General features: G+C 68.5%; 5 protein-coding genes and 1 pseudogene. 4 read left to right on the top strand and 2 right to left on the bottom strand.

The window, feature by feature from the left end; translation table 11 throughout:
• The first annotated feature begins 67 nt into the window (after positions 1–67).
• The 3 genes from CXY91_RS02605 to CXY91_RS02595 all read left to right on the top strand — a co-directional run bounded on the left by CXY91_RS02605 (position 68) and on the right by CXY91_RS02595 (position 5,541).
• A complete protein-coding gene (locus tag CXY91_RS02605) occupies positions 68–1,192 on the top strand; it encodes an efflux RND transporter periplasmic adaptor subunit (protein WP_091832792.1) in 1,125 nt (374 codons plus the stop codon).
• Positions 1,189–4,263 (top strand): efflux RND transporter permease subunit, encoded by a 3,075-nt coding sequence (locus tag CXY91_RS02600; protein WP_100959180.1) that lies wholly within the window; start codon positions 1,189–1,191, stop codon positions 4,261–4,263. Before CXY91_RS02605 ends, CXY91_RS02600 begins: the two co-directional genes overlap by 4 nt.
• Before the next feature lie 294 nt (positions 4,264–4,557).
• Positions 4,558–5,541 carry a tripartite tricarboxylate transporter substrate-binding protein gene (locus CXY91_RS02595; RefSeq protein ID WP_091832798.1) on the top strand — a complete coding sequence of 328 codons (984 nt, stop codon included), beginning with the start codon at positions 4,558–4,560 and terminating at the stop codon, positions 5,539–5,541.
• Positions 5,542–5,703: 162 nt separating this feature from the next.
• Here CXY91_RS02595 and pbpC read toward each other — a convergent pair whose 3' ends face one another.
• Together pbpC and CXY91_RS02585 are read right to left on the bottom strand one after the other, a co-directional pair.
• Positions 5,704–7,893, bottom strand: coding sequence for a penicillin-binding protein 1C (pbpC, locus tag CXY91_RS02590; protein WP_100959353.1), 2,190 nt, complete (start codon positions 7,891–7,893; stop codon positions 5,704–5,706).
• A gap of 76 nt (positions 7,894–7,969) precedes the next feature.
• Positions 7,970–13,216, bottom strand: coding sequence for an alpha-2-macroglobulin family protein (locus CXY91_RS02585; RefSeq protein ID WP_100959179.1), 5,247 nt, complete (start codon positions 13,214–13,216; stop codon positions 7,970–7,972).
• A 215-nt stretch (positions 13,217–13,431) separates the two neighbouring features.
• Between CXY91_RS02585 and CXY91_RS02580 the strand changes: the two are divergent.
• Positions 13,432–14,214, top strand: a pseudogene (locus CXY91_RS02580) (serine protease); the annotation flags it as partial.

Here is a 14,214-nt window from a genome sequence, read left to right as displayed (position 1 = left end):
AAAGGGTGCTTATCAAACTAGACCGTCCAGTCTAGAATATGTCCGTACTCCCGGAGCGTCCAGCCTGATGAAGCGTTTTCTCCTCCTTATCCTGATCGCCGGGCTGGCGGGCGGCGGATATTACGGCTACCGCAACCACTTCAAGGGCAGCGGCCAGCAGGTGCAGGCGCAAGCGACGGCCCCCGGGCAGGCTGCGGCCGTGCCGGTCGAGGTCGGCGCGATCGAGCTCTCTTCGGTCAATGAGGAGGTCGAGGCGCTCGGCACACTCGCCGCCGACGAATCGGTGGTGATCGCTCCCGAAATGGCTGGCCGCGTGGTCGCGCTCGGCTTCAAGGAAGGCGAGAAGGTCGCCAAGGACCAGAAGCTGGTGATGCTCGACACCGCCATGCTCGACGCCGAGCTGAAGCAGGCCCAGGCCGATCTCTCGCTCGCCCGCGACACCTATGACCGCAATCGCTCGCTGGTGCAGCGCGGCTCCGGCACGCAGGTCGCGCTGGAGCAGGCGACGGCGCAGCTCGCCTCCCAGGAAGCGAAGATCCAGCTCGTCCAGGCCAAGCTCGCTCTGGCGACGATCAAGGCGCCGTTCACCGGTGTCGTCGGTCTGCGCTCGGTCGGCATCGGCGATTTCGTCTCGGTCGGCAAGCAGTTGATCACGCTGACCAATATCGACCCGATCAAGGTCGATTTCCGCGTGCCCGAGATCTTCCTGACCCAGGTCAAGGTGGGCCAGCCGATCCAGCTCAAGGTGGATGCGGTGCCTGACCGGCCGTTCACCGGCCAGGTCTTCGCGATCGACCCCGTGGTCGACGTCAATGGCCGCGCCGTGAAGCTGCGCGCCAGCATCCCCAATGCCGACCTCGTGCTGAAGCCCGGCCTGTTCGCCCGCGTCACAGTGGTGGTCGACAAGCGCGACAATGCCCTGCTCGTGCCGGAGACCGCCGTGGTGCCTGATGGCGTCGGCAAGGCGGTCTTCGTCGTCGAGGGAGGCAAGGCGCGGCGCATGCCGGTCGAGCTCGGCAAGCGCCTGCTCGGCAAGGTCGAGGTGGTGAAGGGGCTGAAAGCCGGCCAGCAGATCGTCACCGCCGGCCAGATGCGCCTGCGCGATGGCTCGACCGTTGCGATCAAGGAGAAGGCTTCGGTCCAGACCAGCGCGCTGCCGGGTGCCGTGCCGCCAGGCGTCGCGCAGCAATGAGCCTGTTCGAGCTCTTCGTCCGCCGGCCGGTCCTCTCGACCGTCCTCAGCCTGCTCGTCGTCCTGATTGGCTTCGTCTCCTATACGCGCCTGACGGTGCGCGAGTATCCGAACATCGACGAGCCGATCGTCTCTGTGCAGACGACCTATCGCGGCGCCAGCGCCGAGATCATCGAGACGCAGGTCACGCAGATCCTGGAGAACTCGATCGCCGGCATCGAGGGCATCGAGATCATCAACTCGACCAGCCGCCAGGAGCGCAGCCAGATCTCGGTGCGCTTCCGCCCCGACGTCGATCCCGACGTCGCGGCCTCCGACGTGCGCGACCGCGTCAGCCGCGTGCGGGGCCGCATGCCCGACGAGATCGACGAGCCGATCATCGCCAAGGTCGAGGCCGACGCCCAGCCGGTGATGTATCTGTCGCTGACCAGCAAGCGGCATTCGCCGCTGGAGCTGACCGACTTCGCCGACCGCTTCATCTCCGACCGGGTCCAGAACATCACCGGCGTCGCCGAAGTCCGCATCCTCGGCCAGCGCCAGTTCGCCATGCGCATCTGGCTCGATCGCGCCCGCATGGCCGCCTATGCCATCACCGTGCAGGAGATCGAGGCGGCGCTGCGCGCCCAGAACGTCGAGATCCCGTCCGGCCGGATCGAGAGCAACGACCGCGAATTCACGGTGCTCTCGCAGACTAGCCTGATCACGCCGGAGCAGTTCCGCGAGATCACGGTCAAGGACGCCAGCGGCTTCCCGGTCAAGCTGCGTGATCTCGCCAAGGTCGAGCTCGGCGCGCGCGAGGAGCGCAACGCGGCCTGGTTCGGCGGCCAGCCTTCGGTGACGATCGGCATCGTCAAGCAGGCGACGGCCAATCCGCTCGACGTCTCCGCCGGCGTCGTCGCGGCGCTGCCGGGCATTCGCGAGGACCTGCCCGACGGCATGTCGATCGCGACCTCCTACGACACCTCGATCTTCATCGACCGCTCGATCAAGGCGGTCTATTCGACGATCGGCGAGGCGGTCGTCCTCGTCGTGCTGATCATCTTCCTGTTCCTGCGCTCGCTCAGGGCGACGCTGATCCCGCTCGTCACCATTCCGGTGTCGCTGATCGGCGCCTTCGCGCTGATGTATGCGATGGGCTTCACGGTCAACACGCTGACCTTGCTGTCGATGGTGCTGGCCATCGGCCTCGTCGTCGACGACGCCATCGTCGTGCTCGAGAACGTCCACCGTCATATCGAGGAGGGGGTTGAGCCGACCAAGGCCGCGATCAAGGGCATCAACGAGATCGCCTTCGCCGTCGTCGCGATGACGCTGACGCTGGTCGCGGTCTACGCGCCGATGGCGTTCTCGACCGGGCGCACCGGCAAGCTTTTCGTCGAGTTCGCGCTGACGCTCGCCGGCGCCGTGCTCGTCTCCGGCTTCGTCGCGCTGACGCTGACCCCGATGATGTGCGCCAAGTTGCTCCGCCACGAGAACAAGCACAACTTCCTCTACAACGCCCTGGAACGCTTCTTCGAGGCGCTGTCGAGCGGCTATCGCCGCTCGCTGCGCTTTGCGCTGAGGATCCGGCCGCTGATCGTGGTGCTGGCGCTCGGCGTCGCCGGCGGCAGCTATTTCTTCTTCACCAATCTCCGCTCCGAGCTGGCGCCGGTCGAGGATCGCGGCACCATCACTGCGATCGGCGTCGCGCCCGAAGGCGCCACCATGGCCTTCACCGCCGATTATGCCCGGCGGGTCGAGGACTATTTCAGCAAGATCCAGGAGGTCGACACCTACCTCGTCATCGTCGGCTTCCCCGACGTGACGCGGGCGATCGCGTTTGCGCGCCTGAAGCCCTGGGAAGAGCGCCAGCGCAAGCAGCAGAATCTCGTCGCCGAGATCAACAAGGGGCTGTCGCAGATCCCCGGCATCCGCCTGTTCGCGACCAATCCGCCCTCGCTCGGGCAGGGTGGCGCCAACAGCAAGCCGGTCGAGTTCGTGCTGCGTTCTTCCGACAGTTATGCCGAGATCAAGGCGAACGTCGATCGCCTGATCGCCGAGGTGCAGGGCAATCCGGCGCTGACCAATATCGAAAGCAACCTCATCCTCGACAAGCCGCAGATCAAGGTCTCGATCGACCGCCAGCGCGCCGCCGATCTCGGCGTCGGCGTCGATGTGATCGGGCGCACCATGGAGACGCTGCTCGGCGGGCGCCAGGTCACGCGCTTCAACATGAACAGCAAGCAGTACGACGTGATGCTGCAGGTCGCGGGCGAGGATCGCAACACGCCCCAGGCCCTGCAGTCGATCTACCTGATCGGCCGTGGCGGCCAGGTCGTGCAGCTCTCCAGCCTGGTCCAGGTCGAGGAGAACGTCGCCCCCAAGGAACTGATCCGCTTCAACCAGCTGCGCTCGGCGACGATCACGGCGGTGCCGGGCGCGGGCTATTCGCTTGGCGATGCGCTGAGCGTGCTCGAGCAGGGCGCGGCGAAGGTCCTCCCGGCCTCCTTCCAGACCGACTATTCCGGGCAGAGCCGCGAGTTCAAGCAGTCGGGTTCCTCGATCCTGCTGGTCTTCCTGCTGGCGCTCGGCTTCATCTATCTGGTGCTGGCGGCCCAGTTCGAGAGCTTCGTCGATCCCGTCGTGATCATGGTCTCGGTGCCCCTCTCGCTCACCGGTGCGCTCGCGGCGCTCTATTTCTCTGGTGGCACGCTCAACGTCTACAGCCAGATCGGCCTGATCACGCTGGTCGGGCTGATCACCAAGCACGGTATCCTGATCCTCGAATTCACCAACCAGCTGCGCGAGGAGGGCCGCGAGCTCGTCGACGCCCTGGTCGAGGCGGCGGAGCTGCGTCTGCGCCCGATCCTGATGACGACCGGCGCGATGGTGCTAGGCGCCGTGCCGCTGGCCTTGGCGGAAGGCGCCGGCGCCGAGAGCCGCTCGCAGATCGGCTGGGTCATCGTCGGCGGCATGACCTTCGGCACGCTGCTCACGCTCTATGTCGTGCCGGTCGCCTACAGCTACATGGCGCGCGGCAAGCACGGCTCGCGCCATGCGGCTGCCGAGGCGCATCCACAGCCGGCGGAGTAGCGCCTGCGCCTTTGTCGTCATGGTCGGGCTTGTCCCGACCATCCACGTCTTCACTTATCGAATGCGGTGTTCAAGACGTGGGTGCTCGGCACAAGGCCGAGCATGACACGCTGGATTGGCGTTGCGATCGGTTTCGGAGCGCCCATGCGCCTCGGTCCGGGTAGAGGATATCCGGATAGCCCTTAGCGGAAACGTCTATTCGCTTTCGCCGCCGCCCGACGCTAACCGTCGCGGCGGCGGTGCCCAATGAGCGAGAACTCAGGCGACCGCCCGTGACATCAACGGGAGGAACGCATGAGGATCGGTTTCTGGCTCAAGGCGGTGCTCGCCGCCTGCATGGCGACTTCTATTCCCACCGCGCAGGCGCAGACCTTCCCGAGCAAGCCGGTCACCATGCTGATCCCGTTCGCGGCCGGCGGGCCGACCGACGTGGTCGGGCGCCTGGTCGGCGAGCACATGAGCCGCACGCTCGGCCAGCCGGTGATCATCGAGAACGCGGTCGGCGCCGCCGGCACGCTCGCCGGGCAGCGCCTGATGGCCTCGCCCGCCGACGGCCATGTCATCCTGATTGGTCATACCGGCACGCATGCCGCCGCCGTCTCGCTCAACCCGAACCTGAAATACCGGCCGGTCGAAGACTTCGCCCCGGTCGGGCTGGTCAACACCAACCCGATCTTCCTGACCGTCCGCAAGACCCATCCGAGCGGCACACTCGCCGAGTTCGTCGCCTGGGTGAAGGCGAACGAGAAGGCGGCGAGCAACGCCCATGCCGGCGTGGGCTCGGTCAGCCACACCACCTGCCTGCTGTTCAACACGGTCGTCGGGGTGAAACCCAATGGCGTGCCCTATCGCGGCACCGGCCCGGCGATGAACGATCTCGTCGCCGGCCAGGTCGACTATCTCTGCGACCAGGCGGTGAACGTCGCCCCGCAGCATCGCGCCGGCACGATCAAGACGCTGGCCGTCGCCTCGGCTGCCCGTGCGACGGCGCTGCCGGATGTGCCGACCAGCACGGAAGCCGGCGTGCCCGGCTTCAAGGTCGAGGTCTGGAACGCGATGTTCGCGCCCAAGGACACGCCTGCGCCGGTCGTCGCCAAGCTGAACGGAGCGCTGAAGGCGGCGCTTGCCGATGCGACGGTCAAGGCCAAGCTCAACGAACTCGGCGCCGAGATCCCCTCGGCCGAATTGCAGGAGCCGGCTGGGCTACGTTCCTTCGTCGGCGCCGAGATCGAGCGCTGGGCGCCGATCATCAAGGCGAGCGGCGTCAAGATCGAGTGACGCTGAGCTTCGTTCCAAGGATCGAAAAACCTTGTCATCCCGGACGGCGCGCAGCGGAGACCCGGGATCCATTCCCGATCCTATCCGAAAGGGGTTCCGGAATGGGTCCCGGGTCTCCCTCCGGTCGCCCGGGACGACTCGTTTCTCCTGAGCAACCTCAGTTTATTGCAGCCTGACCGAAACGCTCTCGCTGGCGCCTGCGGCATCGATCACCGAGATGCGCACGAAGCCCTTGCCGGGCGGCTGCCAGGCGGTTTCGCGTCGCTTCACCGCCGCGATCACCGGCGCGCCGTCGACCAGCCAGGTGAAGGGGGCGATGCCGCCGGTGACCTTGAGATTGAGCTGCGGAGCGCCATCGACCCCGGAGGCAGCGAGATCGATCTTCGCGCCCTCGGGCGGGAAGGCGAGCTTGAGGCCGGGCGTCGCCAGCGCCGCGACGGTCTTCGGCACGTCCTGGCGCAGATGCCGGAGCGGCGGCGGCAGGGTCGCGCTGCTGGCCGAGATTGTCCCCGGCGGCTGTTCGAAGGGTCGCGGATCGAGGCCGATGCGGGCGAAGGCGTCGAACAGGATCGGAGCCGCGACGACGCGCCCGACGAGGCCGGGCACCGCACCATTGTCGGGCCGGCCGACCCAGACGCCGATGGTGTGCTTGCGGTCGAAGCCGACCGCCCAGGCGTCGCGATAGCCATAGGAGGTGCCGGTCTTGTAGGCGATCCGGCCGGGGGGCGCATTGAGCGGCGGCGGCGCGCCGAGCAGCGTATCGGCGACATACCAGGCGGCGACCGGCTCGACGAGACGCAAGGGCGGCTCGATCACGCCGCCCGCCGACTTTACATGCAGCGGCACGACTTCGCCGCCGCGGGCGAGGCCGACATAGAGCCGGGTCAGGTCGGAGAGGGTGATGCCGAGGCCACCGAGGCCGATGGCGAGGCCGGGTGCGCCGCCATCCCTCGGCATGGCGATCGCCGCGCCGGTATCCTTCAGGCGCGACAGGAAGCGCTGCGGGCCGACGGCTGACAGCAGTTCCACCGCCGGCAGATTGAGCGAGAGCTGCAGCGCCTTGCGGGCGCTGACCATGCCCTGGAAGCCGAGATCGAAATTCTCGGGAACATAGAGGCCGTAGCGGGTCGGCCGGTCCTCCAGCATGGTCTCGGGATGGGCGAGGCCGTTGTCGAAGGCGAGCGCATAGATAAAGGGCTTCAGCGCAGAGCCGGGGGAGCGCAGCGCCTGCGTCAGGTCGAGCGAGCCGGCGCGCCCGGCGTCGAAGTAATCGACGCCGCCGACCGAGGCGCGGATCTCGCCGGTCTCGTTATCGGCGACCAGGATGGCGATCGAGAGCTGCGGGCCCTGGCCGATGGCGCGCTCGCGGGCGAGCTGCTCCAGGCTCGCCTGCCAGCGGGCATCGATGGTGAGGCGCTGGCTGCGCTGCTCCGGGGCCTCGGCGACCACCTGTTCGGCGGTGTGCGGTGCGAGGTTCGGGAAGGGCTTTCGCGCGGTCGGCACCGGCTCTTCGCGTGCGGCGGCAACCTCGTCAGAGGTCGCGAGCCCGGCCGCCTCGACGCGGGCTAACACACGCTCGCGGGCCTTGCGCGCGGCTTCCGGGAAACGGTCGGGCCGGCGCGTCTCCGGCGATTGCGGCAGGGCGACCAGCAATGCGGCTTCCGCGGTCGAGAGCCGCTTCGGCTCCTTGCCGAAATAGGCGAAGCTCGCGGCGCGCACGCCCTCGAGATTGCCGCCGAAGGGAGCGAGCGTCAGGTAGAGGTCGAGAATCTGCGTCTTGCTGAAGCGCCGCTCCAGCTCGATCGCGCGCACAGCCTGCCTGAGCTTGGCCGAGAGCGAGCGCTCCTGGCGCGGTTCGAGCAGGCGGGCAACCTGCATGGTCAGAGTCGAGCCGCCGGAGACGATGCGGCCATTCGCCAGCATCTGCCCCGCGGCGCGCAGGGCGCCGAGCGAGTCGATGCCGGCATGGTCGTCGAAGCGCTTGTCCTCGAAGGCCTTGAGCATGGAAAGGTAGCGCGGATCGACGTCACCGGCGCCGACCGGCAGCTTCCAGCGCCCGTCCGCCGTGACGAAGGGGCGCAGCAGCTTGCCCTCGCGGTCGAGCACCACGGTCGAGCGGTCGCGGGCGGCGGTGAAGTCGATCGGGGGCAGGGTGGAGGCGGGCCAGAAGAGGGAGGCGGCGGTGGCCGCGGCCAGCGCACCGACGCCGAGGCCGGCATAGGCAAGACGGCGCGGCCAGACGCTCTTCCCTTCTCCCCTCGGGGGAGAAGGTGGCTGCGAAGCAGACGGATGAGGGCCGCGCGACTGGGTGAGGCAGTTGTCAGCTTGCGCCTGACTTCCCTCATCCGTCAGCGCTCCGCGCTGCCACCTTCTCCCCCGAGAGGAGAAGGAAGAGGCGTTTCGCTCGTCCGGCCCCGGCTTCACGAGATCACCTCGCCGACGAGATCTCAATCGTGCCGAACCCCGTCCGCCCGAAGCGATCCGGTCGGTACATATCCTCGATCACTGCCGCCGGCGCGACATAGCGGCCGGGCGAGACGGCCCGGGCGATATAGGCGACCGTGTAGCCCAGCGGATCGTTCTTGCCGCCACTGCGCTCGAAAGCCGCGACGAAGCGGTCGTCGCGCGCCTCGGTATGCACCGGCGAGACCTCCTGCTTCAGCCAGTTGAGACCCTCGACCGAGGCGCCTTCGGTCAGCTTGGCGTTCTCGATCTCGAGGCCGGCCGGGACGGGATCGACCAGCAGCAGCCGGCCATAGCGCGCCGCCGGCTCGGTAACCTTGAGCGCGACGACATAGCGCTCGTTCTGGCGCAGGCGCGCGGGATCGACCCGCTCGCCCTTCATGGTGAAGAGCGTGCGCTCCAGCCCGAAGCCCTGGTTGAGCGCCGGCTCCGGTGTCGCCGGGATGCCCGAGACGGTGATCACGGCATTAGCGGAGGCGGTGCCGGGATTGCCGATCACCACGGGCTTGGCCTCCAGCGAGGCCTGCGGGATCGTGCGGTAGAAGGCGCCCTTGCGCTCGGTGCCGTCGACGGTCAGCGACAGACCCTCGGCGTCCTTGGCCATCGCCGCGGCCGCCATCGCCATCCACATGTTCTCCTGCGTCGAGGTATAGCGCGCATTCTGGCGCGCGTTCTGCACGACGTCGGCAGCACGGGAGAGATCGGCACGCTCGCCATTGCTCTCGGCGATCAGGGTCAGGATGCCGGCACCGTCGCGCAGCCGCGAGCCGTAATCGGGGCGCGAGAGGCCGTCATCGCTGGCCTGCTGCAGCGTTCCCAGTGCGCTGGTGAAGGCGGCCCGGCCGCGGGTGCGATCGCCGAGCAGGGAGAGCGCGGCGCCGATCTGGGCGCGGGCCAGGGGAGAGCCGAAATCGCCGAGCTTGTTGTCGGCGAGATAGCGCAGATCGCCCATCACCGGCCGCCCGTTGCGGGCGAGCACGTAGAGGGCATAGGCGATGCCGGCCGCCTCCTCCTTGTTGACCTCGCTGGTGTTGACGACCTGGTTGCGCAGGCGGTCGAGCGCCATGTTGAACGCCGTCTGCGGCACCGCGAACTGGCGCTCGCGGGCGCGGGTCAGGAAGTCGGTGACGAAGGCGTCGAGCCAGAGGTCCTCGCCGCCGACACCCCAGAGGCCGAAGGAGCCGTTATTGCCCTGGCGTGCGAGCACGCGTTCGATCGCGGCGGTCACGCGCTCGTCGGCATTGCCGTCGAGCGCCAGCTGCTCCATCGAGGCGAGCCGGTTCACGACGAGCAGCGGCAGCGCCCGGCTGATCGTCTGCTCGGTGCAGCCATAGGGGTAGCGGTCCAGCGCCTTCAGCACCGCCGCGACGTCGAGCGCCGCGACCGGCGAGACCGAGACGGAGACCGCGCCGGAATCGGGCACGAGATCGGCCATCAGGTCGGAAGAGACGGTGAGTGAGCCGCCGCCCGGGATCGGGCGGACGATCCGGCGCGCGATCGTCTGAGTCGAGGGCTGCACGCGCACGGCGAGGTTCTGCACCGTGCCGATGCCGTTCGGGCCGGTGACCTTGACGTCGAACGAGGCCCGCCCAAGCCCGGCGGCAGTCACGGGAATCGTCAGCGAGCTCTTGGCGCCGGCCGCCAGGGTCATGCTGCGGCGGGTCGCATCGGCGGCGACGACGACCGGGCCCTTGACGTCGAGATCGACGAGATAGGAGCCGGCGGGACCCTCGACATTGTCGATCTGCAGGTGGAAGCGCGACTGGTCGCCGAGCGCCAGGAAGCGCGGCAGCGTCGCCTGCGCCACGATCTGGTCGCGCACGAAGACGTCGGCGCTGGCCTGGCCGGTGCGGCCGGCACTCCAGGCCACGGCCATGACGCGGACCGAGCCGTTGAAGGCCGGCAGTTCGAAGTCGACCTTGGCGGTGCCGTCGGGGCCGAGCTTGACCACGCCGGAATAGCGCGCAAGCGGCTCCTGCGTCGGCGCCTCGCCATTGAGCTGCGGGGCGGCGTCGCCGCCGGAGCGGATCGCACCACGCGCGCCCTGCATGCCGTCGATCAGATAGCCGTAGAGATCGCGCAATTCATGGCCGAGCTGGCGCTGGCCGAAGAAGTACTTGCTCGGATCGGGGTTCTCGAAGCGGGTGAGGTTGAGGATGCCGATATCGACCGCAGCGACGGTGATGAAGGCGTCTTCGCCTGCTTTCGCGCCGGTGACCTTGACGGGGAGCGACAAGGTCGAGAGCGGGCGCACCAAGTTGGGTGCCCCGAGGTCGATCGCGAGGTTGCGTTCGTCCTTGCCGACGCTGAACCAGGCGAGGCCGATGGCGCGGCCGGGCATGCGCTGCGCAGCGGTATCCATCGGGCGATGGGCGAGCACGACGAGATAGGCGCTGGCACCCCAGTCCGACTTGGCGGGGATGGTCACGGTCGTGCCGTTGGCGGGCACGTCGACGGTGCGGATCTCGGCGACGCGGTCGCTCATTACTGCGAGCGTCGCCTTGCCGGCGAAGCGCGGAGTGAGACGCACCTGCATGCTCTCGCCATTGGCGTAGGACGGCTTGTCGAGGGCGACGTCGAGCACATCCGGTTGGTCGGCGGTCTTGTCGGTCTCGTAGCCGACAGTGAAGGAAACGCTGGTTTCGGTCGCTTCGGCGCCGTCGGCGCCGACGTCGAGCCGGTAATTGCCCCATTGCACCGGTGCGGCGATGCGGGCCGGCGCGTTTTCGGCGACGGCGATCTCGCCATCGGCGACGCGGCGGGTCGTCTTCACGCCCTCATAGTTCCAGCGGCCGTCCTGGTAGAACCACTGATAATTGCGGGTGACCTTGGAGAGCGTCCATTTGACGCCCTGGCGGGCGATGCGGCGCCCGTCGCCCTGGGCCATGATCACGTCGAAGGTCGCGGTCTGGCCGTTGCCGAGCTCGCCCTCCTTGAAGGCCTTGCGCACGCCGATGGCGGCGCCCTTCGGCACGATCGGCAGGGTGATGGAGCGGGCGATGGCGCGCCCGCCGGGCTCGCCGACACGCACGGTCAGTTCGACTTCGAGCGGGCGGTTGGTCTCGGGCTGGGCGACCGGATTGGCGATCGTGACCTTGCCGTCGGCGCCGGTCTTGGCGGCGTCCTCGAACTCGCTCTGCTGCGGCTCGAAGGCCTCGTCGGTCAGGCCGACCTCGTAGCCGGAGAAGCCGGGGATCGCGGTCTGGGCCGCCGAGCGCAAGGTCATCGAGCCGGTGACGTTGAGATCGGAGCCGGGCGCGCCGTAGAGATAGCGGGCGTTGACGTCGATCTCGGCCGGCTCGCCGGCCTGCAGCACCTGCTTCTTCGGTGCGAGGGTCAATTCCAGCCGCTCGGGGACATAATCCTCGACCAGGAAGGAGACCTCGCCGATCGCGGCGCCCTTCGGGTCGGAATAGGCCTGGACGCGCCAGGTGCCGGTCTGGGCGCCGGAGATCAGCGGGATCGAATGGGCGCGTCCACCGGCGCCCTGGTCCTCGACCTGGCGGCGGCGGTACTCGACGCCGTCCGGCCGCCTGACGACGAGCGTCAGCGGCAGGCCGGAGACGGCGGCGCCTTTGGCGTCGCGCAGCAGCGTCGTCAGATAGACCGTCTCGCCGGAGCGATAGACGCCGCGCTCGGTATAGAGGAAGGCGTCGAGCCCCGTCGGAGCGACGCGGCCCTTCACGCCCCGATCGGAGAGGTCGAACGCGGTCTGCTTCAGGTCGAGGAAGCCGTAATCCTCGGCGACGCTGGCGGTGACGAGGCCGGGCGCATTGCCGCCCTGGCCCTTGCCGAGGGCCGCGTCGAAGCGGGCATAGCCGTTGGCGTCGGAGCGGACGGTCGCCAGCACCTCGTTGTTGCGGGCGATCAGACGCAATTCAGCATTGGCGACGGGCGCGGCGTCGGCGAGCGAGCGCACCAGCACATGCACGCCATCCGGGCCGGAGAAGGAGGTCAGGCCGAGATCGGAGACGACGAACCATTGCGTCGCGCGGGTCGTGCCATCGTCGTAATCGCCGTCGCTGTCCGAGGAGCTCGCCGCCCTAGTGGTGCCGGTCGGCTTGGCGAACATGACGTAGACGCCGGGCTGCAGCCGGCCGACCGCTTCCAGCACCGGGAAGGCGGTGGTGACGTCCTTGTTGAGCTCGGACTTCACCGCCATCGTGCCCTTCCAGACGCTCGCGCCCTTGTCCGAGGCGATCTGGCTGGCGTTGTAGCTGCCGAGCTGGCTCAGGAAGTCGTCGGAATGGACCGAGCCGATCAGGTTGCGGTCGCCGATGCGCATGACCTCAAGATCGAGGCTATCGGCATTGACCGAGACGACCGGCACGCCCTGCTGGCCGGTGCGCGGCAGGACGTAATTCTTGCCGGTGAAGCGCACGGACGGGGCGCGATCGCGGACATAGACCTCGTAATCGGCCGATTTCAGCAGCTTCTCGTCGGGGATGGCCGAGGGCACGCCCTGGCGGATGACGAAGCCATAGCGCTCGCCATGGCGCAGGCCGTCGACGCAGAGCTGGCGCTCCTCGCCGCTGACGGCGAAATCGCCCTTGCCGGTGATGGCGACGTAAGGCGCGAAGTCGATGCGGCCGCGCGAGAGCGGTTCGGAGAACTCGAAGCAGGCGCGTGGGCTGGCCGCGTCGGAATCGACCTTGTTTGAGAGAAGACGGAAACCGCGCTGGGCCCGCAGCGCCTCGTAATCGGTGCGCAGCGAGGCGTTGTCGGAAAGATCGAGGCTGAGCCGATAGGTCGTCAGCGCCGGGCGCCAGAGTTCGTGCTTCTCGAAGACGCGGGCGAGCACGCCGAGCGAGGAGGCCTCATCCGGGCGCGAGGTCGAGCGCTGATAGGCGAGATAGGCGGCGCTGATCGCCCGCTCGCGCAGTTCGTAGCGCTCGCGATAATCGCGCGGCTCGATGCCGCTCGCCGCCTGCGCCATCAGGCGCCAGCCGCCGGGATTGGCGGGATCGGCCACAGCTGCGGCATTGGCGAGGGGCAGGGCGGCGCGGGCATCGCCGCGATTGAGTGCAGCCGTACCGTCGCGCAACAAGGTGGCGAAGGGGCGTTGGCCGACCGAGACCTCGCGCTTCAGCCGCTCCTCCAGGCGCTGCCCGTCGCTGGCGAGATCGGGCCGCACATACGCCTTCTGAGCGAAAGCGGGTCCGGCGGCGACAGTCAGGCCGAGCAGGAGGGCGAGACGGACGAGATGGCGCATGGCTCGGTCTCCGAAAAGGCGGGCGGCAGGATACTGGCCGCTGCAGGCGGCGACGCGATGACGGGTCATCACATTGCGCTGCGCGAAGCTAGCACCGGGCGCGTCGGGCGCAACTCGGCTTGCGATCAGTTGAGCCCTTCTCGCCTCTTGCCTCCGCAGCGAGGCTGACGCTGAATGGCGCCGCGTCGCGGCGCGGTCTGGATGAGGAGAAGGTCGTGCTCAAGGTTTCCTCTTGGATCGGTATCGCCGGCATGCTCGCCTGCCTCGGTGCTGCGCAGGCGCAGCAGCCGGCCGATCCGCGCCTGGCTGCGGCAACGCAGAGCTTTTCCGCGCTGCCCGAAGCGGAGCGCAAGGCGATCCAGGCCGATTTGATCTGGACCGGGCATCTCAACAGCGCCGCAACCGGCAATTTCGGGGCGCTGACCTTCCGTGCCGTCAACAGCTTCAAGGCCGGGCGCGGCGAGCCGAATGGGCAATTGACGCCGGCCGAGCGGCAGGAGCTGGCGCGCCTCGCCAGGACGGCGCGCGATGCGGCAGGCTTCGCCGTGATCACCGACCAGCCGACCGGCGTCCGCATCGGCATCCCGCAAAAGCTCCTGCCCAAGCGCGAGGCGACGGCCGCCGGCGGCAGTCGCTGGCAGAGCGCCGACGGCAAGATCACCCTCGATGTCAGCGCCGGCCCCGCAACCGAGCCGCTGCAGGCGATCTTCGACCGTGCCATCGCGGTCAACCCGAACGTCCAGCGCAAGGTCACCTACAAGCTGCTGCAGCCGAGTTTCTTCGTCGTCGCCGGCGAGACGCCGACCGGAAAGTTCTTCAGGCGGCAGGCTTTGGGGCCTTCGGGCCTGCGCGGTTTCTCGGTCGGCTACGACAAGGGCGTGGCCGCGACCTTCGACAAGGTGGTGACCGCCATCGCCGACAGCTTCGAGCCGTTCCCGAGCGGCGCAGCGCCGGGGCCGGCGCCGACGCCGGCGGCTCCCGGCGCGCCTGCCGTGGCG

The organism is Allobosea sp. FBZP-16, assembly GCF_002831785.1.
Classification (GTDB): domain Bacteria; phylum Pseudomonadota; class Alphaproteobacteria; order Rhizobiales; family Beijerinckiaceae; genus Allobosea; species Allobosea lupini.
This window is presented reverse-complemented; position numbering and strand designations above follow the sequence as displayed.